Here is a 20,682-nt window from a genome sequence, read left to right as displayed (position 1 = left end):
ACACCCCCTTCTAACCGGTAACCGGTTTAATCCGCTTTATGAATTCTTCGGCCTTGCCATCTATTTCATTCTCATCCGAGAGTATTGTAATACCGAAATCAGATCCAATTCCGCCGTCGACTACGCCTACACTCAGGTTCAGGCTTCGTGAAAGGATATTATCCGTTTGAGGCAGCATGTTTTTTCTGATCGGGGCGTTTCCATTTTCATCCCGCCAGGCGATCATCTGTTCCATGTTATTGTACACGTGCCAGCCGCTTTTGTTGAGAGTTTTCGTCCCCAGCGCTGATGCAGCCTTTTCGGCCTGCTCGGCGTTTTCAAAGATTACCGTAAGCAGCGTGCCGCACTCCCCGGGGTCGTTTATGGTCCTGAAATGCATTCCCTTGAGGCCGGCATCTGAGATGGCCTTTTTAAACCTGGCCTTCTTCTCCCTGAGGAGCTCAAGGATCCTGTCAAGTTTCCGAAGCTGGGCAAGAGCAAAGGCGCCCGTAAGTTCGTTCATACGCATGTTGATGCCTATGAGGCTGCGGTTCCCGATTTCAACACCTTTGCGGCGGGGAAGATGGCCCTGGTCGTGAAATCCGAAGGCGCGCTCATAGAGGCTCTTGTCATCGGTTATAAGGATGCCTGCATCGCCTGCGCTGATTACCTTGTAGACGTTCAGCGAATAGGCCCCGATTTTTCCCCACGTTCCGAGCTTCTTGCCCTGAAAGGAGCCTCCCAGCGCCTGACAGCAGTCTTCAACAACGGACAGTTCATGTCTGTGTGCAATGTCGCATATCGCCTTCATATTGCATGGATTTCCGAGCATGTGAACCGGCATAACGGCCTTTGTCTTTTTTGTAATCCTGCTCTCTATGTCTGCGGGGTCCATGGTGAGGGATTCGTCCACCTCGACAAGTACAGGTGTGCCCCCGACAGCGATGATGGAAGACATGGAGGCGATAAAGGTATATCCGGGCACCAGAACTTCATCTCCGCGGCCGATACCGAGCGCTATTAGAGAAGCCATCAATGCGCTTGTCCCGGAATTGACAGCGACACTGTATTGCGCGTTCATGTGTTCCGCGAACTCCCTTTCAAGGGTATGCACCTTCTGTCTGAACAAAGGATCGTCGTCGCTCCCGTACCTGCTTATATGTTTCGATTTCAGAACTTCGACAACCTCATTGTATTCTTCGTCTCCGATCAAATATGCTCCAGGTCCAGGCATTGTCTGTTTCCTCCTTCTATTGTTTCCAGAACTTCTGCAGTTCCTTGTAAGTAATAACCTTTATTCCTTCCTCTCGAACTACCTGTTTGGCGCGTTCGGAATTGAAGAAGCGGTAATCGGCGTCGCGCACCGGCCATTCGTCGGTTATGCTTTTAAGCTCGTCGGTAACGCTTGCAGGATGGATTGCCCATTCTGAAAGCCCGACCGGCAGTTCCCTGAGCATCTTTTCGTACAGCGCATCCTTTCCATCGGTCGGCAACCTGAAGCTGTCCACATCCGGGTGGTCGATAACGGCGAGCCCCTCTTCTTTAAGTTTTCTTATGAAGCCTGGTTCATGGACCCTTAAGGCCAGGCCGTATTCTCTGGCCAGCCCCACCGTCATATCGAAGATATCCTCCCTGCTGTCGTGGATGTTGCAGTGGCTGTCCAGGTGGTTGGGGGTAAGTCCTGATTGCAGCACGATTTCGATCTGTTTCCGGAATTCCTTTTCAAGGTCTTTGACGCTTACCCTTGCGATGAAGTCGTCTCTCTCATCTTCTGTTGGAAAGAATCCGCGATCGACCACAAGGCTCGGAACTTCTTCTTGCGGGCACACCGGTCCCCATCTGAAGAGTTCATGTTCGCTCATGGCAGTCAGGTGAACACCAAAGGGAATGTCAGGATTTTCCTTAAGGAGCTTCAGTCCGTGAAGTCCCCAAGGGCAGGGGACCATTACCGTAAGCGAGCTTGCCAGACCATGCCTCATCGTATGTATTGCCGAAACATTGGCCGTATGAGAAAATCCGAAGTCGTCTATGTTGATTATAAGAAGCCTTGCGTCAGGTCCGTATCCTAGTATTTCACTGGTGAGTTTTATCATGCCGTTCCCCTTTCGATGAGTTCCGTTTCAAGGATGACCTCCTTTTTTGCCGCGCCTGGTTTTTCCTGTATCTGCTCCAAAAGCAGATCCGCCGCGATCCTGCCCATCTGGTATTTCGGCTGGGCCACGGTCGTGAGCATAATTTCTGGAAAAGAGGCCAAAGGTATGTCGTCGAAACCTATTACCGCAATATCTCCTGGAATGCGTAGCCCTGAGCCCAAAATTCCCTGCATGACGCTGAGGGCAAAGAGGTCGTTGACCGCGAATACCGCATCGGGATAGTCTTTTTTCCTTATCATGTCGGTTATAAGCCGGTTTCCCGTGTTGGAGCCGTAATCCCCGAACCTGACGAATTTCTTGTATTCCCTGAGGCCGGCTTCTTTCAAAGCCCTGGCATATCCCTGGTAGCGCTCTTCACTGGTAAGCTCATCTTCCGCAGCGCCGAAAAAGCCTATTCGTTTATATCCTTTATTTATAAGATACCTTGTTGCGATGTATCCTCCGTGGATATTGTCTATGGCAACATAGCTTTTGCCCATGCCGCGACGGACTTCGCTGACGAATACGAGCGGCAGTGCTCTGTCGTCAAACTTCCAGTCCAAAGGTGATTTGTCGGACACAGGGGCAAGGATTATGCCGTCAACTCGCTTTTCCCTCAAAAGGGACAGGTACCGTGCTTCGCGTTCCTGCTCCCAGTTGGTGTTGCAGAGAAAAACGCTGTAGCCTTGTTCTTCCGCCCTGTCCTCTATTCCTCGGGCCACTTCCGGGAAAAAAGGATTGGTTATATCCGGGATCACGAGGCCGATGGTTTCCGTGTGTTGTTTGACCAGCCCGCGGGCGATCGCATTTGGATGATAGTTCATCTCCTGCGCCATCTTGAGGATATTTTCCTTCGTTTTCGGATGTACTCCATAGCGGCCGTTAAGCGCCCTGGAAACGGTTGCGTAGGATATATCAAGTCTTCGGGCGATGTCTTTAATGGTCGCGTTCATGACGATTCGACCTCATTCGGTGAAACCGGACGGTTCTCCTTGAGAGACAAAAGCGCAGCTCGTGCAATTATTACTGCCGCAAGCCCGTCTTCGCCAGACACCGGCGACGGGCCTTTATTTTCGAGGGCTTCAAAAAAAGCCTTCAGTTCATTCAGATATGACTGCATGTACCGGTTTATGAAAAAGTAAGGGATGGGATCATGCCTGATGCCGTCCGCCGTACTTATGCACGCCGTGTTTGCAGGCTGGTTGCCGATAATGACAGCACCTTTGGAGCCGAACACCTCTATTCGCTGATCATATCCGTAGACGGCCTGGCGGGAATTATCTATGACGGCGATGCCTCCGCCTGAAAAACGCAACAACGCTGCGGCAGTATCGATATCTCCAAGCTTTCCGATTTCCGGGTCAATGAGATTCGAGCCTGTGGCATATACCGATTCGATCTCATCTCCCATGAGGAACCGTGCCATGTCCCAGTCATGGATGCTCATGTCGAAAAAAAGACCGCCGGAGGTTTTGATGAATTCTATTGTCGGCGGATGCGGATCGCGGGAGGTTATCTTTACCACCTGGGGTTTTCCGACTTCGCCTTCCCGGATGGCTTTTACGGCACGCCGGAAATTTGCGTCGAAGCGGCGGTTGAATCCTGTCATCAGTGTAACGCCTGCCGAGTTGACCATATCAAGTGCATCCTTGATTTCAGAGATATCCTCTCCTATCGGCTTTTCGCAAAAAATATGCTTGCCTGCCCGGGCGCTTCTTCGAATGTATTCCAGATGGGTTGTGGTTGGGGAACAGATAATAATCGCATCGATTGAAGTGTCCTGCCAGATTTCATTATCAGAGACGAAACAGCGTAGCCCGTACTTTCGCATAATCTCGTTTTCGGCAATATGCGGACCCGTGTCATAAACGCCGCTGATTGCAACAAAAGGCATATGATCCATGATGTTGGCAATATGAATTGCACCCATACGTCCGGTGCCGATTACCGCTACATTAAATTTTCGTATATTCATTCCTTGACTCTGAATTATTTAATATTTCGTAAACGTTTACAAAAAAATTGCAAACTGTCAAATGTATTTTATGAAAGGGTTTATCTCAGGTTTTCCCTGATTTTCTCCACGAACAGTTTTCCGGACTCCGAGCATGCATTTGCAATCGCCCTGTCAACGGCCTCCCTGTCTTCATTTGCCATTCCTACAGCCACTCCTTCCATGGAAGCTGTTATCTCTTTTCTCAGCATGTCGTAACAGGTGAACGAGACGCCCGCCCTGTAAACCGTCCTGGCGCTTTTTGTTGACCTCATTGCATCCATATCGATTATTGCAACAAGCTCGGCCCTTCCGTTGATCCTGGAAGAAATGGCGTCGATGTCTTTTGACTCCAGACAGTCATTCGTGGTGGATACGATGAATCCTGCTGCTCGCAGCTGGCCTTTCAGAATATCAATGGCAACGGTGTCCTCAGCGGGTCTGCCGTCTATTTTAAGACAGCTTGAGATGATAATTCTTGTTGATGCCTCGTTCCTGGTCTCATAGCTTATCACAGCGCCGTCAGAGGAAAACCTGTCCTGCCAGGAATCAGCGTTTTTCCCAAGTGCATATTTTTCAAGAACTTCCCATGCAGGGACCACTTCTATTGTATTATTTTTACTTCCCGTTTTTTTGATGGCGCCTGTCTTTATGGAAGCGGTGCCGCTGGAAGAAGTTAAAAACGTGTCTCCCCGGGCGGCCTTTTCATCGGGATAGATAAGCTTGAGCGGGAGGTGTGGGATTATTGCCTGATTAGAAGAATAAACGGCCTTTACAAAAACATTCTCGGGCAGGGGATCACCTATCCTTGCCTTTTGATGGCATCCGCTTTCACACTTGACCTCTATTCTGCCTGCGACGTCAAGCAGCATCGCAAAGGGATTTGTAAACGAAGATGTTTTTATTGCCTGAGCCCCGAGAACACATGCGATTTTATTGTCCTCTCTGGCCCTGTCAAAAAGATCGGTTGCGGTAATAAGTTTTATTATTCCGTCTACATAATTACCGCTGTTTATCGATTTTTCCGCTTCCTTTAGTGTTTTGTCCGAATCGTGAAACCCTACTGCGGCTTCACTGGAAAGCCTTTCTGCGGCTCTTGCCTTGTTCAGCACCGCCAGCGAATAGTACAGGCTAGCCTTTTGATCGAAATATCTTTCCGCTATTTCAACGCCTTCAACGGTAATATTTACCCACTGGCGGTTTTTAAGGGTTATCTTAAACTTCGAGCGTTCTCCAGATATTACTTTTTTGTCATATCCCGTTTCGCTCACATTTTCTTCATGGGAGGAGAAATCCTCCGAAAGACTTACGCGTATCTGCTTTGCAACGTCAGCCCTTGCTGCATTGTCCGCCTTCTGGATATCAGCCCCGCTGTCACTGGTTGCTGGGGCGATGCCGATGCCGACAAGATAATCTTTCTGATTATATGATGTATGTCTGCCGTTAAGCACCCAGCCGGGCCTGTCTTCGGCAAAACCGGCAAAAGGCGTTAATATAAGAGACAATAATGTGACTGCAGCAAACAACTTTATATTCATCAAGGCTGTCTCCCGGAAAACAAGCTTTGTGTAATTATAATAACCGATCATCCTGATAATTCAACAATTCATAATGTATAGAGAACATATTTTAAAATAAAAATTGCTTGCCCTTTGTGCCTGGCCGCTTTATTTAACTCCCCATGGATTTCAGAACCTACAGGTGTGCGTGGTGTGCACATAAAAACGGGCCTCTGGAAAGGTGCGGAACATGCCCGAAATATGTCAAGATAACCGGCAGGAAAAATAACCGGCTCACGGCTGAAGATTTCTGCAGCATATGCATCAACAGGGATAATTCCGAGCTTGAAATATACTGCGAAAGAAACCGTTATTTCCAGAGGGATCCGGCCCCCGGGGAGGATTTTGACTGCTACAAATACTGTCCGGAATAAAAAGCCGTAAAAGCAAGAACCAGGCCTAAACCCTCATCGATCGCATTTTGCCGTAAAAAGGTCGTCACATTTTAAAAAACATTGTATTGATAAATTAAGCGGAAACAAGTTTATAATATCAGGGAAAATCCTTTTTGAGGTGTGTATGAACATATATGGTTTTGTTGAAGAAAACGCCGTAACAAGGCCTGGGAAGACAGCAATAAAGACAAGGGACAGGGATATGTCCTATGCCGAACTGGCAGCCCTGACAAGAACCCTGGGCACGAATCTGAAAAAGGCGGGCATAGGCTTCGGAGATCATGTCACACTGGTGCTTCCCAACATACCCGAGTTCATCGTTTCCTATCTGGCGGTAGCGGGCATGGGAGCGGTGATAGTACCGGTCAATCCTTCGTACACATCGAGAGAACTTCTGCACATCATAGCGGATTCCGACGCCAAGGCGCTCATAATAGAGGACTCGAACCTCAATACATACACTGCCATCAGAGACCAATATCCTTTAAAGACTGTGATCACCACCGGCGAAAACGGCAATTTCAAAGAATGGGTAACCGGCAGTCCGGATCCGATAATTGAGGCTACCCGGAGAGATGATGTGGCCTCGATGGTATATTCTTCCGGTCTCACTGGCTACCCAATGGGCGCCCAGCTTACACACGGCAATCTCGAGCACAACTCTAGTCTCATGGAAATACTCTATAACGGGACCGACAGGGAGATGTCCCTTACCGTTATTCCGTGCTTTCATTCATTCAGCGCCAGTATAAACATGCTGAGCCTTTTAAGGCTCGGCGGCACGGTGTATTTCATGAAAAGGCTGGACTTCAAGGAGATGGCACAGGCAATAAACCATGCAGGGATAACCAACATCAGCGCCGTTCCCACACTCTTCTTTGGTCTTGTAAACCATCCCGATGCCCAGAACATAACCTATCCCGATATCCGTTTCCTCATTGCCGGAGGCTCAGCGCTGTCAAAAGAAATATACGAATCTTTCAAGGCTAAGACCGGTATCGAAATAATGCATGGATACGGCATAACAGAGGCCTCCCCGGTATGCACTGTCAACAGGATATACGGTGTCAACAAGCCCGAGTCGATAGGCCCTCCGGTATATAATGTAGAGGCAAGGATCATCGACGAAAACGGCAATATCCTCGCCCCCATGCAAAAGGGAGAGATTCTCTTCAAAGGGCCCAACATCATGAAGGGCTATTATAAAAGGCCGAAGGAGACCGCCGACATCATAAAAGACGGATGGCTCCACACCGGTGACCTGGGTTATCTGGACGAAGACGGATATGTTTATATCACCGGCTTCAAGAAAGACATGATCATCACCTCCGGGTTCAATGTCTACTGCAGGGAAGTCCTGAGTGTGCTCGACGAAATTCCCGGCGTGAAGGATTCTGCCATAAAAGGTGAACCCGACCTTATGCGGGGGGCCGTGGTGAAGGCGTATATTGTCAAGGATGACCCGAAACTTACCGAGGATGATATTAAGATGTACGCCAGAAAGCGCCTTGCCCCCTACAAAACGCCAAGAATTGTCGTATTTGTTGATGAGATACCCAGGGACGAAAAAGGAAAGGCCAGGTTCGACCTTTTAAAGTGATCACATGAAATGCTCGCTCTGTCCTATCAGGTGCGGGGCCGACAGGTCTTCTGAAAGGGGTCTGTGCGGTGCGGGCGGCGGCATGCGCGTATCAGCCGTTGTCATCCACAAGGGAGAAGAACCGCCTCTGGTAACGGGTTCAGGTTCGGGTGCAATATTTTTTCCGGGATGCCCGCTCAAATGCCCATACTGCCAGAACAGTCAGATAAGCCACAAAAACCTCGGCTGCGATGTTTCCCCTGACAGGCTTTCATCATACATGATTGAGTTTCAGGAAATGGGTTGTTCAAACATCAATCTCGTAACCCCGACGCACTATGCCGATGAACTGATTCTTTCGCTCGACGCCGCAAAAAGCAAAGGCCTTGTTATCCCTGTCGTGCTTAATTCTAGCGGATATGAAGATATTAAGACTCTCAAAATGTTAAGTCCCCATATTGATATTTATCTCATGGACATGCGTTACGGAAGCAACGAGGCAGGCCTTTTTATCGGAGGCATTCCGGACTACTGGGCAAGGGCGATGGATGCGGTTGAATTTGCCTGGCGTGAAAAAGGTCCTATAAAGACGGATAAAACAGGCCGCGCCTTATCAGGCCTTATAGTAAGGCATCTCCTCATGCCTGGCATGCTGTCAAAACCCTTCAGCGTACTCGATTTTCTTGCCTGCCTTTCGCTTAAGGTACCGTTAAGCCTGCTTTCCCAGTACAATCCGCGCTTCTACACCGGCGAAATCCCGGAAATGAAACGAGCCGTCACTTATGAAGAATATCAGGCTGTTTTGTCGAGGGCGATAGAACTCGGGTTTGAAACGATCTATGCGCAGGATATTGATTCGCAGGAAAGCTATGCTCCTGATTTCACAAATTTTTACCCGTTCGGTGACGGCATCAACCTGCTGATGCGGGATAATATGAAACTGTATGAACCCTGATACCAATTGTAAAATTCCCGATGCAATCTTACATCCCCTCCCGGGAACTATAACTATGATCTTATGTTGATTATGATGGCCCCCGTTTTTCAGACCACTGAATAAGGAAAAGCCCGATGATGCTGAAAAGGAAGAACTTTACAAACAGATAGGGAAAATGAAGGTCGAACTGGACTGGTTGAAAAAAAAGTCGGACTTATCGGTTGAGGACAAGCATATGCTGATAGAACCCGGACACGAAGCAAGCATCAGGAAGCAATGCAGCTGAGAACCTTTTCGGGACGTCCATTGAATTATGAGTTTTAATCCTCCAACCTGCTTATCAAGCTGCACTCAGGGCAGCTTGATAAAAAGGTAAAGGAAATTTTATTTTGCCTCAAACCGCCTATAAATATTCTCCGCAGAATAAACCGGCGGAACAAACACCTTGCCGTATTTTTGAAAACTTTTCTGTTGAAATTCTGATTCCAAAATCAAACCTCCGTTAATTCAGATATATAAATATGTTCCGCATTGAGCAATTTTACTCAACCGTTGAGTAATTAATTGCAGTCAGGGTATGTTTGTGTTATTAGACATTTATGGATTACAAAAGACCTCTTCTTAAAACACTGCAGGCAATATTTTCAAAAAAATCGCCTGTCATACATGCAATCATAGGCCCTCGCCAAGTAGGGAAAACTACTATTGCAAAACAGCTTCAGGAGTCCATCGAATACCCGTCAATCTATGCATCAGCAGACTCGCCGGTTCAGCTTGATTATTCCTGGATTGAAACGCAGTGGCGAAGGGCAGGCGCCGAGCTTGATTCAAGCGGCGGCCCGGTGCTGCTGATCCTTGATGAACTTCAAAAGGTTCCAGGCTGGAGCGAGACTCTGAAAATACTATGGGATGGCCGCAATGCAAAAAAAGACATTCGAGTGCTTATCCTTGGATCATCCGCCCTTCTGATGCAGGAGGGTTTGACTGAAAGCCTTGCCGGAAGATTTCTACTGCACAGGTGCACCCACTGGGGCTATTCGGAATGTAGGCAGGCTTTTGGCTGGGGCCTTGAAAAATGGCTTTACTTCGGCGGGTATCCCGGGGCTTCGGTTTTTGTTGATGATGAGCCGACCTGGAAACGTTATATTTCTGATTCCCTTATCGAAACAGTCCTGGCAAGGGATGTTCTCCAGATGAGCAGAATTACGAAACCCGCCCTTTTGAGGCATCTCTTTGCACTTGCGGCGACCTTGCCCGCCCAAACGGTTTCATATACAAAAATGCTTGGCCAGCTGCATGATGCAGGAAACACGACAACACTGGCTCATTATATCAGGCTGCTTGAAGCGGCTTTTCTTTTGAGCGGACTTGAGTTTTTTTCAAAAGGCGTTCAGCGCAAAAGGGGCAGCAGCCCGAAACTTGTGGTGTGGAACAATGCATTAATAAATGCCCTCTCGACCAAGTCCTTTTCCGAAACAATAGGGGACAGCATCTGGTGGGGCAGGATTGTTGAAAACGCTGTTGGCGCACATCTATGCAATAACCTTAATTCAGTTGAATACAGTATTACATACTGGCGGGAAAAAAATTACGAAGTTGATTTTATTATATCAAGAGGCTCAAAATTATGGGCTGTTGAAATCAAGAGCGGCCGTAGCGGTAAAATGGTCGGGCTGCAACGTTTCAGGGAAGCCTATCCCAAAACATCGGCAATGCTTGTGGGTGGTGCTGGCATCCCTCTGGAAGAATTTTTCAGTCGGGACCCGATGGAATGGTTCAGTTAATCAAACCTGACAAGAAATTTAGTAACCTTATAAAATTTCCTTCACTATTTGATATATATCAAGAGAGTGGCGCAGACGGCACCTCTCTCTTGATAACAGACCTTACTTCAGTTTTTCATGTACTATTTCTATCTTGTGTTTCTTCTTTGCGCTATTTATGAAATCTTCGAAAACGGCCTCTTTTCCCTTTCTTAGAAGATCGGCCCTGATGGAAGTTGCCTTCTCTGGAGTAAGGCCTGCAGGATCGGCCTTGACAAAGTGATTGAGCCATACCACGCAGGATTTGCCGTTAATGGTGTATTCTTTTGGTATATTAAGGCTGTCCAGATCGTCCTTGATCTTGGGGTCGCTGCCAAGCATGGGGATCATGCCGTCTGAGCGCTTGAATGTGCCTGTCGTTTCGTGAGGCATTGCATTAAGTGCCGCCGCCCCTTTTGCTGCAAGCTGGGATGCATAACTTTTCGCGGCCTCGACTGTCTTGTTGCTTGTTGCATCGGCAACAACCCTTTCCCTTACCTCGGCGAGCTCCGGGATTCTGGCATTAATCCTGCCTGTTACCTTGTACACCATATACCCTGTGCCTGTATCAATGACATCTCCAAGATCGCCTTCCTGACGGGTTGCCGCATCTTTTGCAACCTTTGCTCCCATGGGGAGTGCCAGCTGTTCGTTTTCAGCAAACGGTCCGAATTCCTTCAGCTCAAGCTCTTTCTTTTTTGCATAGGCGGCAATATCGGTTTTCGGGTCTTCGAAAATGGCCGAAAATGCATTCTGGGCTTCATCATATGATTTATCCTTGGCTTCTCTGGCTGTGAGTTTCTCAGTAATTATGAGCTCGACCTCTTCAAAAGGCCTTGCCTTTTCATCGATTTTTGCTTCAAGCTTTACTATCCTGAACCCGGTACCGGTCCGAAGCGGACCTTTTACATCTCCGGGCTTCATGGAAAAGAGCGTGTCTCCAAGTCCTTCCGGAAGCTTATCCTTTTCAGCCATTCCGAGGTCGCCGCCATTCTTTGCGGTTACAGGGTCCTGAGAAAACTTTCTGGCAAGCTCGGCAAAATCAGCACCTTTTTTTGCCTCTTCTGCGATCTTCTGTGCATCCTTCTCCTTTTCCTTAACCATTTTTTCGTCTGAAGTCTTGGGTACGTTTATAAGTATCTGTCTTCCATGAACCTTTGCAGGAAGGGTAAAGTCTGAAATATGCTCATTGTAGTAGTCCCGTTTTACCTTATCCGGTATAACGACAGACTGGGCAGTTTTCGCAGTGTCGAATATTATATAGGATATCTTTGTTTTGGGCGGAATCTTATATGAATCCTTGTGTGACTCGTACCAGGCCTTGATTACAGCCTCGTCCACTTTAACACTTGATTTAAACTGATCCGGTGTAAAACAGATCAAATTCAGATCAAATATGTCTTCCTTCTGATGGTATGCCGCCTCTACCTCCTGTTTTGATACATGGACATTGTCAGTCACTATGTCCTTAAGCCTTTGTCTTATCATATCGTTTCTCTGCTGATCTTCAAACTCCGCAGGCGTAAGCCTCAGATATTCCAGAATCTGGTTGTATTTATCCATGTCAAAACCGCCGTTGGTCGAAAAAACCGGCAGTTTTCTTATAGAGTCCCGAAGGTCTTCTTTCGTAATCCTGATACCCATTTTCTGTGCCTCGACCTCCAGGACATAATTGTTGATAAGCTGTTCAAGCACCCTGTTTTTCAAGTCCAGCATCTTTATCATCTCATCGCTGAAAAAATTGCCGTACTGCTGCTTGTATGCTTCGATTGTATTGTCATATGCCTTCCGGTACACATCATCTGATATGATGTGTTTGTCTATCTTGGCTACCTTGCTGGCCTCACGGTTGAGGTATGAACTTCCTCCCCACATGACAAATGTCAAAATAATCGCACCGAAAATGATCTTTATCATCCACCCTTTGGAATGCTTCCTCATGTAACTGAGCATCAGTTTCTCCCTTTATTTTTATTGCATTTCTGGCAAAAGATAGATGAATGAGGCATTTATTTCAAGTAAAGATTGTTCCGCCTCGTTCTTCAGGCGATGACCGGCCGCAGATCATCTGATATTCGCCTTTTCCACCCAGACAAGCTCGCATGCGCCCCTGCCAGTGTCAGTCCTTGACAGGGAAGTTTGCCATGTCATCCCGTCCCTGCCCGAAACATTGACCAGGTAGCCTTCTATTTCTATAATCTGACCGGGCCTGACCTTTAAGAGTATTCTGCGGGCATATTTGTTAGCTGGTATCATATGCATGTTAGAAGCATTGGCGCATATTTGTTCCAGCGGTATTGGAAGCACCCCGCTTGCCTTCCAGTAAAAAAATCTGCCCATCTGGCTGATTTTCAGCTTGTTTAGAACCGCTTCATCCGACATGGGTCCCCATCCGAGAGCAAGGTCGACAGGGCTCAGCTCGGCACACCGGTCAAAACGGTATCGTTCGCGAGAGAGAACTCTTGCCTTGAGCTTGAATGCTGCAACGGGCTTGATAGTATAGTCCTTGTAAGTAAACGGATCGGCATCATTGATAGTTTCCTGTACTGGAATATCCGGTGCAATGATGCCTGGTGCGTGATGAAGTGTCCGTTGAGAGCACCATGAAAAAAACCCGATCAAGACAACAAAGGCGATTACAACATATTTCCACATAACTTTTCCCTGAAAGAAAGTAATCTTATTTTATAAACCCCGAAGCCTTATACTTATTTTGCTTTACCATGTTTATACTTCCACATGCCCACACCCCTTGACCTGGCCTCTTTTTCATAATTGATGAAAAGGTCACGTTCGGGAAATTTAAATCTCCTGTACGCCTTTGCATACCCATCCCTTATGATGCGGCTGTTCACCATTGTGGGGCCCAGGTAAACATACGCAAGCGTCCTTCCATACTTGTCATAAGGTTCAGGGCCGGTCTTTATTGTTACGAGTCTTCTTTCGACAAGTCTTTTCATGTAATCACGGCTCTCTTTCCCGAAAGGCTCTGCTTTTTCGTACGGGGAATCGACTTCAGGGGCGTCGACCCCGATAAGCCTGATGTGTCTGCCGTCATCAAGGATAATAGTGTCGCCGTCTATGACTCTTTTAACAATATGGACATCGGAGCCAGTGACATGACTGTAGACAGCAAGGCTTAATATCCCTGCAATAACGGCAATAACAGCCCACGGGAATCGTTTCACAGATGTCAATTCTTATCCTTTGTTTCTGGTGCCGGAAACAGACCCGCATTTTCCCTGTCGATCTGATCAATCCCTTCAAGGACCGCCTCTGCATAAACATCGCTGTTCGTTGCAGGGCCCACATGCATGCCTGGCAGTATCATGAATGTTAGTTTCGAACCGTTGGCGACATTTGATGGATAGTATGTCTCCCAGAATTTCTGTACATCCTGCGCGGAAGGATTATCGAGGTCTTTTATTCCGTAATCTCTGGCATCCATGCAGGTATCGGACCTTCCGAATATAACGGTGATTTTTTTGATATCGGTGATAGCGGCATTGGTGTCGTCAAGATACCTTGTACAGTCTTTTATATCCCTGCATGACCGGCCCAGTTTTGAAGGCTGGCAGGATGAAAAACTATCGGGCACCGACCTTGCCGCATCACCTGTAACACCGCATGCAAGCCCCCAGCCTGCTCCAAGCGCTTCCGATGCATGCCTGCTGAAGGTTAGCGTTCCGATATGAAGGCCCTCCCAGGCAAACCTGGTCATAAGATGGCAGGTACAGCACCATTTTTTATATCCCGCCGAACATATGGCAGCCATCCCTGTTGCAGCCCCGGGGTAGTTATGTGCAAACTCTCTTGCCAGTATGCCGCCATGAGACCATCCGACGGGGCATATTTTCGTCATGATATTATCCGGGTTTGAAATAACCGGCTTGCCGTTAATCTTGATCTCCATCTTGGTAACGGGACTGTACCCGTCAATTGAGATGCCGTTCTCATTGAGCAGGTATCTGATAATGTCCATCAGAATCACCATCTTTCCGCTGTCGCCTCTGAAGGTCGCGTCTTTGCCGTATGGCGTGTCACAGACCGGCACGATGACAATGCCTGATTTGCTCTGGACTCCGAGAAGCTCGGTGAAGTTGTAGCAATCCTTCGGCCTCTGGCCGTGTCCCTGGAAAAAGACAATCACCGCACCACCCAGTTCGCCCCTGGCCTTATCCGCTTCTTTTTCTTCTTTTGTCCGGGCGTCAATCATGAGGTAATATGCATTTATAGTCTCGGAGTTGAATGTAACCTCTAGTTTTTTCACTTCGGCTTTCGGCGGAAGCGCCCTCTGATATCCAAAGCCCGTATCCGGCAGCAAGGCCAGTGCCATAATCACCCCCAGAATGATTTTTCTCATGAGAACCCCTGTGGTTTGGATTTGTTGTTTATGATGTTATCGGTATAACCTTAAAGATATTATCTTGCCAACAGGCAAAAGATAATCGACGGAAAGGTTCTTCTGACAAGATGGAATTTCCCTGCCGGCCTTGACAGTTACCGGCAGGGAACACAGGCATTAATTATTAGAAACTGAAACCAAGCGGCAGCTTGTTCTTCTTTGTTCCCTCAGGAACCCAAGCGAGATCCAGTATCGTATAAGTGGGGTCCTGTGTCTTGAAGATAGGCACAACCCTCATGCCCATTTCAGGTTCACCTACAGCGAGGTAGCTCATAAGGATCGTTGATACACCGTCAAACTCGATGTTTATGAATTTTATAGGCTTGTCCAGAATGCTGAAGGCTCCCGATCGCTCGCAGACCATGAACGTATGTATGCGCGCGGTCTTTTTGGCGATTTCCGTCATGTCGATGACAGTATTCTTTCCAAGGCAATCCATGCAGTGAATCCTGAAAGGCTGATAAATGGTTCCTTTGGATTCGCACTTTTTGTTGTCGCAGCGGGAAGCCATCAGTTTGCCCTGGCTCAGCGATTCGAAGAATATCGCCTCTCCACCGTATGAGTGTATATAGGTCATGTCCCTGGGGTTGGTTACTCCAAGAAGCTTTCCCTTGTTGTCCATATCCCTGATAGGTGTGTTAGGGGTCAGATGATGGAAATCTCCCTTTACCTTGTACTTGTTATCTTTAACCGAAACGGTTGCAAAATTTCCCATAGTCGTTCTCCTTTATGCGTCTTTCTTTAAAAGATGGTCGGGGTCCATCAGAATAGTTGCGGTTACATGCGAACCCACGCCTGCATGGCTTATAGCCATCGCCCTCTTCGCGCCCTTGACCTGGAGATCTGTCCAGTCGGCAGGCTTCTTTCTGTTGAATTCCTTCCATCTCTTTTCATCACCGTGGATTTCCGCCCATCGGCCCCAGAGATGTGTGGCTATTTCGAATGTCTGCATGATGCCCGTGGCGCCGACAGCGTGCATGCATCCGATGAGACCACCCGAGAGGTTTGAAGGGAGTTTTCCGGGTTTGCCGGTCTTTGGGTTGGTATGATAGCAATCGCCTGACTCGACATAATCCCTGCCGTATCCGTAAGGTCTGATTCCGACGTCCTCATATGTCTGGACATCGCTTATGGTGAATGCATCATGTAGTTCGATGACATCGAGATCCTTTGTCGGATCGTTTATGCCGGTCATACGGTATGCATAATATGCCGCCATACGTGCCGCAAGGAATCCGGTGAAACCGGGATATCTTTCGCCGCCGGGGAATCTTTCTCCGAGGTCCTTGTACTGTTTGGCCGTTTCATTCGGGAGAAGAGGAATGGCCATATCCCTTCTGTCAGCTGGCCTCAGTGTATGCGAGCCTGCAGTAACCCATATGCGAAGAGGTTTGTTCTTTGTTCCCTTTGTCAGCTTAATTGCGGTTTTTTCGTCACAGATGATCGCACAAGCGGCACCGACACTCATCAGGCATGCATCAAGGGCGCGCAGAGGATATGCGACGACGGGCGATTTCAGAACGTCCTCAACCGTAATCTTCATGGGGGCCTGGGCGTAGGGGTTCATCCTGGCGTATCCGTGATGCTTGACGGATATTTCGGCCAGAGTCCTGCGGAACGAGTCCTCCTCCTTGCCGAAAACCTTCCAGTACTTCTGGGCCATGACGGCATAGTATCCCGTATATATGTGACCGAGAGGGCCTTCCCAATCCTTATCGGCCGCACAGGAAATAAGGAAATTTCCTTCATCCGTCGGAACCTCGTCCATGCGTTCCCAACCCATTGCAAGCACGCAGTCGGAGTAGCCGGAAGCAACCGCTTTTGTCGCTTCCCACAGCGTCGAACCTCCTGTGGCGCCGCCGGTTTTAATCCCGACATTGCCCAGGGGATCCAGTCCGAGCCTGTCATGGATAACGGCTTCGCCAAGAAGCTGATCGCCGAAGTGATCCGCAAAATGACCATAATAACAAGTGTGGATGTACTTCTTCAGCTCAGATGGCTGCATGTTGATGAGTTCGGCTGCCTGGTTGAATGCATCGATGCACAATTCCTCAGTACGCTTATCCGGAAATGCACGGTCAAATTTCGACTGACCGGAGGTTACCAGATAAACCGGCCTCATCAGCTTGGGGATCTTTAACTGCTGTTCACTGAACTTGATCATAAAAAACTCCTTCCCAGTCTTTATTCTGTTTGCAGCTGTCTTAAAAGACCGCTGCAAAACATTGGCATTTTTTTAAACAGAATTCCAAATCCAATAACTACAAAGTGCCAACCCATAGAACAACCGAAAGGTCTTTCGATTTGTTCTCAATCACCTGTTTTTCAGGTACCGACCAATAATAATGTACGGCATCCCCTTCATGTAAAAGAGCCGTTTCGTTCCCGCATGAAACTTCAACCGTGCCTTTAAGAACGCATAATATTTCCTGGCTGTTTTTGATCCCTTTTCTGCCGGGTATTGATGCGCCTGATTCAAGCACCATTACAGAGCTGTCAATTATGTGCCTCGATTCCGGAGAGTAAAAACGGCGGGTGACAAATCCGGACTTGGGCAGCTCGATATCTTCTTCCCATTCGGCCCTGCGTATCACCACAAGCCGCTCTTTTTTCTCGGCCTCGCGGATTATTTCACCTGCATTTATGCCCATCGCATTGCAGATCCGGATAAGGGTTTCAACCGAAGGAGAGCTGACATCGTTTTCCACCTGAGACAAAAATCCCTCAGATATTCCGGCTTTTTCAGCCACGGCCTTGAGTATGAGCCCTTTTTCTTTTCTTCTTTTCTTCAGCACTGCGCCGAGATTCATGTTGTCTCCAGAATGTGTGTCTTATGTATTATCCAATATATACCATTACTTAATATTTACTGTCAATTAAGTATTGACAATAACAGTGCGTTTTTGTCATATTTTAATCTGCTTGCTTCAATCTTGAATAATCCCTGCCCCTTACGGCGGGTGAAGGAAAAAGGGGGGAAACCGTGAAACAGGCAGCGTTCGTTGGCAGGAATCCGTTTGAAATTCTATCTGAACCTTCCGTTGTTTATTTTCGCGAATATGAAGGATGGCCCTGACTGAACCGCATCAGGAAAGGATACTTAAGTTAATTTTAAAAAATTAACGGTCTGGCAAATCCATTAATAACCGACCGGAAAAAGGAGAAAGAAAATGTTATCACTGACGGCAGAAGAGTTAATGTTATGCGATACGGTTTACAAATGGGCTGAAAATTATCTGGGCCCGAAACAGGAGGCGATAGATGAAGAAGACAAGCTTCCTGATGATTTCTTCAAACAGCTTGCAGGCCTGGGCATTCTTGGCATAACGCTTGGAGAGGCATACGGGGGAGCGGGTCAGGGCATATTGATGCAAACGCTTGCGGTAGAGCAGATCGCCAGATTATCCCCGGCACTCAGCATGAGCTATGCGGCCCACTCGAACCTTTGCGCCAACAACATCTACAAGAACGGTAATGAGTCGCAAAGGCAGAAATTCCTGCCCCCCATGTGCACGGGAGATGCGATCGGAGCGCTTTGTCTGACAGAGCCGGGAGCCGGATCGGATGCGCTCGGAGGGATGAGAACCACTGCTAAAAAATCAGGTGACAAATATATAATCAACGGAACAAAGATGTTCATAACCAATGGAACCATAGCAAAGACGCACCTTGTCTATGCAAAGACTGCTCCTGAACGCGGAGCCCATGGCATCAGCGCATTTGTTGTCGATGCCGAAAGTAAAGGTGTTACGATTTCAAAAAAACTCCGCAAGTGTGGCATGAGGGGCTCTCCTACCGTTGAGCTCAGCTATGAAGATGTAGAGGTTCCGGCAGAGAACCTGCTTCTTGAAGAGAATATGGGCGTGCATATAGTCACATCGGGCCTTGCCTACGAGAGGATTACCCTTTCGGGAAATTCACTCGGAACCGCAGAGCAGGGGCTTCAATATTCCATAAAATATGCAAAAGAGCGCGAGCAGTTCGGAAAGCAGCTCAGGGAATTCGAGATGATACAGGCAAAGCTTGCTGACATGTACTGCCTGGTCGAGGCATCACGCGGTCTTGTTTACAATGCTGCCCGATTCGCCGACGGCCCCGGTGGAAAGAAAGGGGGAAAAGGCACAGTCCTTGATAAACTTGCAGCGGCCGCGATCCTTTTTGCAGCTGAATCTGCAACTAAGGTCTGCTGCGACGGCGTACAGATTCACGGCGGCTATGGATATTGCCTGGAGTATCCGATACAGAAGCTCTGGCGCGATGCCAAACTTCTTGAAATCGGTGCAGGCACATCGGAAATCAGAAGAATAATAATCGCAAGGGAGTTGTGCAGGGATAGATAAATAAAGTGGTATATGAATGCATGAGGGTTGGACTTAAGGGAAGGGAAGCCCGACCGGAATTGAAAAACAGCAAAGGGGCGCATCATTCATGCGCCCTTTTTATTTTTTAAGAGTCAGCTTTAAGGGCGTCTTACATATTTTGCATAATTAATAAAATGCGAAAGCGCCTTAAAGCCAATATCCGGGTGCTCCATGACATGGAGATTCAGGTTTTTAAAGAGTTCCCGCGCATAAGAGTTCACTTCCCTGAACGCAATAGGCACAACAGTCTTTATTAAAGAACCGGAATATCTTAAAAAAGCGCTGTTTATTCGAGGAGAGAAAATATCGTCGGGGCCCGGGGGTGATATGCACAAAGGAGCGATTATCGAAATACTCTCTTCTTCAAGAAGGATGTCGAAAACCGAATCCAGGCCGGATTGAAAGCCTGACCCTGTGACGTCAAGAGGGTTGTCAGGCTGAGCAAACTCGGGAAGGATTTCCTTGAGTTTTTCTTTTGTGCTGTTGCTCAGTTCAGGCAGGCTGATGCCGTATTTTTCACACAGGTCCGCATACATTCCGCAAAGTCCGCCAGACAGCGTGTATATGCAGAGCCCGTCGCCGTCGGGAAGCCTGCATCTTGAAAAAAGTGAAGCCGTTTCAACCATTTCTTCTATCGAATCGACCCTTATAATGCCGAATTGTCTCAGGGCGCTGTCGATAACCGCATCATTCCCGGCAAGCGCACCTGTATGCGAACTGGCCATATTCACCCCGTGTGACGACCTGCCAACTTTAACCATGATTATCGGGATGGCCCTTGAGGCCGCAGTTTTTGCAGCCGCTTTCAGTTTAGCAATATCCCTGAAACCCTCGAAGAAAGCCGTGATTATCTTTGTGCTGGCATCGTTCACGAGATATTCCAGGATATCTTCGGCTGTAAGCACAGCCTCGTTTCCTGTCGTCGAATAAATCGAAATCCCCAGGCCTTTCCCGATAAGCTTGCTTACGAGGATCTCACTTGTAGCCCCGCTCTGTGCAATAACGCCAATTCCTCCCGGGGCAGGAATTCCTTCGACCGAGCCGCCGACAAAGACGCTTGAGCGTGAGAGGGGATTGATAAAACCAAGACAGTTGGGGCCCATGAGCAGGATGTCGTTCTCTTTGCAGAATTGCGTGAGCTCAAGCTGCAGCGCTTTGCCCTGTGGCCCTGTTTCTGCATAGCCTGAGGTTAGTAGCAGAATATTTTTTATCCCGATAGAGAGGAGTCTGCCGATAGTGTCTTTCACGAGCGAGGCCTTGACCATGACTACGCCGAAATCAAACGGTGCATCAGGAAGCGTTTCGATTCCCTTGTATGCCTTAATTCCCGCCACCTCCTGTGCGGTCGGGTTAACCGGGTAGAATGCCCCTTCGAATCCCAAGGTTGAGGCATTCATCACTGCATTGGCAAACCAGAAATTTTTCGTGCTGGCACCGACTACTACAATATGCCGTGGCGAGAAAAACTGTTCAAGTCTTTGATATGAATTGTCCATCAGATCTCCAGTAATTGGATTTATTTTATGGGTTTACCAACAAA

General features: G+C 48.0%; 18 protein-coding genes. 5 read left to right on the top strand and 13 right to left on the bottom strand.

The genetic code is table 11. From position 1 onward, the window contains the following. Window positions 1–10: 10 nt before the first annotated feature. From VIS94_09300 to VIS94_09280, 5 genes are all read right to left on the bottom strand, one after another. On the bottom strand, window positions 11–1,213 hold the full coding sequence (locus tag VIS94_09300; GenBank protein HEY9161268.1) for a DegT/DnrJ/EryC1/StrS family aminotransferase: 1,203 nt from the start codon (window positions 1,211–1,213) through the stop codon (window positions 11–13). 16 nt (window positions 1,214–1,229) lie between these two features. Then, a complete protein-coding gene (locus tag VIS94_09295) occupies window positions 1,230–2,072 on the bottom strand; it encodes a polysaccharide deacetylase family protein (GenBank protein ID HEY9161267.1) in 843 nt (280 codons plus the stop codon). After that, window positions 2,069–3,064 carry a LacI family DNA-binding transcriptional regulator gene (locus VIS94_09290; protein HEY9161266.1) on the bottom strand — a complete coding sequence of 332 codons (996 nt, stop codon included), beginning with the start codon at window positions 3,062–3,064 and terminating at the stop codon, window positions 2,069–2,071. Before VIS94_09290 ends, VIS94_09295 begins: the two co-directional genes overlap by 4 nt. Continuing rightward, window positions 3,061–4,086, bottom strand: a complete 1,026-nt coding sequence (gene iolG / locus VIS94_09285) for an inositol 2-dehydrogenase (protein HEY9161265.1) — start codon at window positions 4,084–4,086, stop codon at window positions 3,061–3,063. Before iolG ends, VIS94_09290 begins: the two co-directional genes overlap by 4 nt. A gap of 80 nt (window positions 4,087–4,166) precedes the next feature. After that, window positions 4,167–5,642 (bottom strand): LPP20 family lipoprotein, encoded by a 1,476-nt coding sequence (locus VIS94_09280; GenBank protein ID HEY9161264.1) that lies wholly within the window; start codon window positions 5,640–5,642, stop codon window positions 4,167–4,169. 143 nt (window positions 5,643–5,785) lie between these two features. On the opposite strand from VIS94_09280, the gene VIS94_09275 reads away from it, so the two are divergent. From VIS94_09275 to VIS94_09260, 4 genes are all read left to right on the top strand, one after another. Then, a complete protein-coding gene (locus tag VIS94_09275) occupies window positions 5,786–6,037 on the top strand; it encodes a hypothetical protein (GenBank protein ID HEY9161263.1) in 252 nt (83 codons plus the stop codon). A 145-nt stretch (window positions 6,038–6,182) separates the two neighbouring features. After that, window positions 6,183–7,658, top strand: a complete 1,476-nt coding sequence (locus tag VIS94_09270; GenBank protein HEY9161262.1) for an AMP-binding protein — start codon at window positions 6,183–6,185, stop codon at window positions 7,656–7,658. A gap of 4 nt (window positions 7,659–7,662) precedes the next feature. Then, a complete protein-coding gene (locus VIS94_09265; GenBank protein HEY9161261.1) occupies window positions 7,663–8,592 on the top strand; it encodes a radical SAM protein in 930 nt (309 codons plus the stop codon). A 581-nt stretch (window positions 8,593–9,173) separates the two neighbouring features. After that, window positions 9,174–10,358 (top strand): ATP-binding protein, encoded by a 1,185-nt coding sequence (locus VIS94_09260; protein HEY9161260.1) that lies wholly within the window; start codon window positions 9,174–9,176, stop codon window positions 10,356–10,358. A 102-nt stretch (window positions 10,359–10,460) separates the two neighbouring features. Here the strand turns inward: VIS94_09260 and VIS94_09255 are convergent, their stop codons facing one another. From VIS94_09255 to VIS94_09225, 7 genes are all read right to left on the bottom strand, one after another. Further along, the gene (locus tag VIS94_09255) at window positions 10,461–12,329 is read right to left on the bottom strand and encodes a SurA N-terminal domain-containing protein (GenBank protein ID HEY9161259.1); all 1,869 of its coding nucleotides are present in this window, start codon (window positions 12,327–12,329) and stop codon (window positions 10,461–10,463) included. Window positions 12,330–12,440: 111 nt separating this feature from the next. Beyond that, a complete protein-coding gene (locus VIS94_09250; GenBank protein HEY9161258.1) occupies window positions 12,441–13,031 on the bottom strand; it encodes a hypothetical protein in 591 nt (196 codons plus the stop codon). 53 nt (window positions 13,032–13,084) lie between these two features. Beyond that, window positions 13,085–13,564: a thermonuclease family protein gene (locus tag VIS94_09245; protein ID HEY9161257.1), complete on the bottom strand. Its 480-nt coding sequence runs from the start codon at window positions 13,562–13,564 to the stop codon at window positions 13,085–13,087. A 5-nt stretch (window positions 13,565–13,569) separates the two neighbouring features. Continuing rightward, window positions 13,570–14,739, bottom strand: a complete 1,170-nt coding sequence (locus VIS94_09240; GenBank protein HEY9161256.1) for a hypothetical protein — start codon at window positions 14,737–14,739, stop codon at window positions 13,570–13,572. Between the two features lie 166 nt (window positions 14,740–14,905). Beyond that, window positions 14,906–15,496, bottom strand: a complete 591-nt coding sequence (locus tag VIS94_09235) for a hypothetical protein (GenBank protein ID HEY9161255.1) — start codon at window positions 15,494–15,496, stop codon at window positions 14,906–14,908. 12 nt (window positions 15,497–15,508) lie between these two features. Beyond that, a complete protein-coding gene (locus VIS94_09230; protein HEY9161254.1) occupies window positions 15,509–16,945 on the bottom strand; it encodes a thiolase domain-containing protein in 1,437 nt (478 codons plus the stop codon). Window positions 16,946–17,042: 97 nt separating this feature from the next. Next, window positions 17,043–17,591: a helix-turn-helix domain-containing protein gene (locus VIS94_09225; protein ID HEY9161253.1), complete on the bottom strand. Its 549-nt coding sequence runs from the start codon at window positions 17,589–17,591 to the stop codon at window positions 17,043–17,045. A gap of 360 nt (window positions 17,592–17,951) precedes the next feature. On the opposite strand from VIS94_09225, the gene VIS94_09220 reads away from it, so the two are divergent. After that, window positions 17,952–19,121: an acyl-CoA dehydrogenase family protein gene (locus VIS94_09220; GenBank protein HEY9161252.1), complete on the top strand. Its 1,170-nt coding sequence runs from the start codon at window positions 17,952–17,954 to the stop codon at window positions 19,119–19,121. Window positions 19,122–19,240: 119 nt separating this feature from the next. Here the strand turns inward: VIS94_09220 and VIS94_09215 are convergent, their stop codons facing one another. Beyond that, entirely contained in the window at window positions 19,241–20,638 is a 1,398-nt protein-coding gene (locus VIS94_09215; GenBank protein HEY9161251.1) for a CoA-binding protein, read from the bottom strand. Window positions 20,639–20,682 lie beyond the last annotated feature (44 nt).

It is taken from the genome of Desulfomonilia bacterium, assembly GCA_036567785.1.
Classification (GTDB): Bacteria; Desulfobacterota; Desulfomonilia; order UBA1062; family UBA1062; genus DATCTV01.
This window is presented reverse-complemented; position numbering and strand designations above follow the sequence as displayed.

Bases quoted from the DNA above. Each gene is read 5' to 3' on its own strand.
- VIS94_09300 (HEY9161268.1), bottom strand. From the start codon at position 1,213: ATGCCTGGACCTGGAGCATATTTGATCGGAGACGAAGAATACAATGAG.
- VIS94_09280 (HEY9161264.1), bottom strand. From the start codon at position 5,642: ATGAATATAAAGTTGTTTGCTGCAGTCACATTATTGTCTCTTATATTA.
- VIS94_09290 (HEY9161266.1), bottom strand. From the start codon at position 3,064: ATGAACGCGACCATTAAAGACATCGCCCGAAGACTTGATATATCCTAC.
- VIS94_09215 (HEY9161251.1), bottom strand. From the start codon at position 20,638: ATGGACAATTCATATCAAAGACTTGAACAGTTTTTCTCGCCACGGCAT.
- VIS94_09225 (HEY9161253.1), bottom strand. From the start codon at position 17,591: ATGAATCTCGGCGCAGTGCTGAAGAAAAGAAGAAAAGAAAAAGGGCTC.
- VIS94_09255 (HEY9161259.1), bottom strand. From the start codon at position 12,329: ATGCTCAGTTACATGAGGAAGCATTCCAAAGGGTGGATGATAAAGATC.
- VIS94_09230 (HEY9161254.1), bottom strand. From the start codon at position 16,945: ATGATCAAGTTCAGTGAACAGCAGTTAAAGATCCCCAAGCTGATGAGG.
- VIS94_09260 (HEY9161260.1), top strand. From the start codon at position 9,174: ATGGATTACAAAAGACCTCTTCTTAAAACACTGCAGGCAATATTTTCA.
- VIS94_09240 (HEY9161256.1), bottom strand. From the start codon at position 14,739: ATGAGAAAAATCATTCTGGGGGTGATTATGGCACTGGCCTTGCTGCCG.
- VIS94_09265 (HEY9161261.1), top strand. From the start codon at position 7,663: ATGAAATGCTCGCTCTGTCCTATCAGGTGCGGGGCCGACAGGTCTTCT.
- VIS94_09220 (HEY9161252.1), top strand. From the start codon at position 17,952: ATGTTATCACTGACGGCAGAAGAGTTAATGTTATGCGATACGGTTTAC.
- VIS94_09270 (HEY9161262.1), top strand. From the start codon at position 6,183: ATGAACATATATGGTTTTGTTGAAGAAAACGCCGTAACAAGGCCTGGG.
- VIS94_09275 (HEY9161263.1), top strand. From the start codon at position 5,786: ATGGATTTCAGAACCTACAGGTGTGCGTGGTGTGCACATAAAAACGGG.
- VIS94_09295 (HEY9161267.1), bottom strand. From the start codon at position 2,072: ATGATAAAACTCACCAGTGAAATACTAGGATACGGACCTGACGCAAGG.
- iolG (HEY9161265.1), bottom strand. From the start codon at position 4,086: ATGAATATACGAAAATTTAATGTAGCGGTAATCGGCACCGGACGTATG.
- VIS94_09235 (HEY9161255.1), bottom strand. From the start codon at position 15,496: ATGGGAAATTTTGCAACCGTTTCGGTTAAAGATAACAAGTACAAGGTA.
- VIS94_09250 (HEY9161258.1), bottom strand. From the start codon at position 13,031: ATGTGGAAATATGTTGTAATCGCCTTTGTTGTCTTGATCGGGTTTTTT.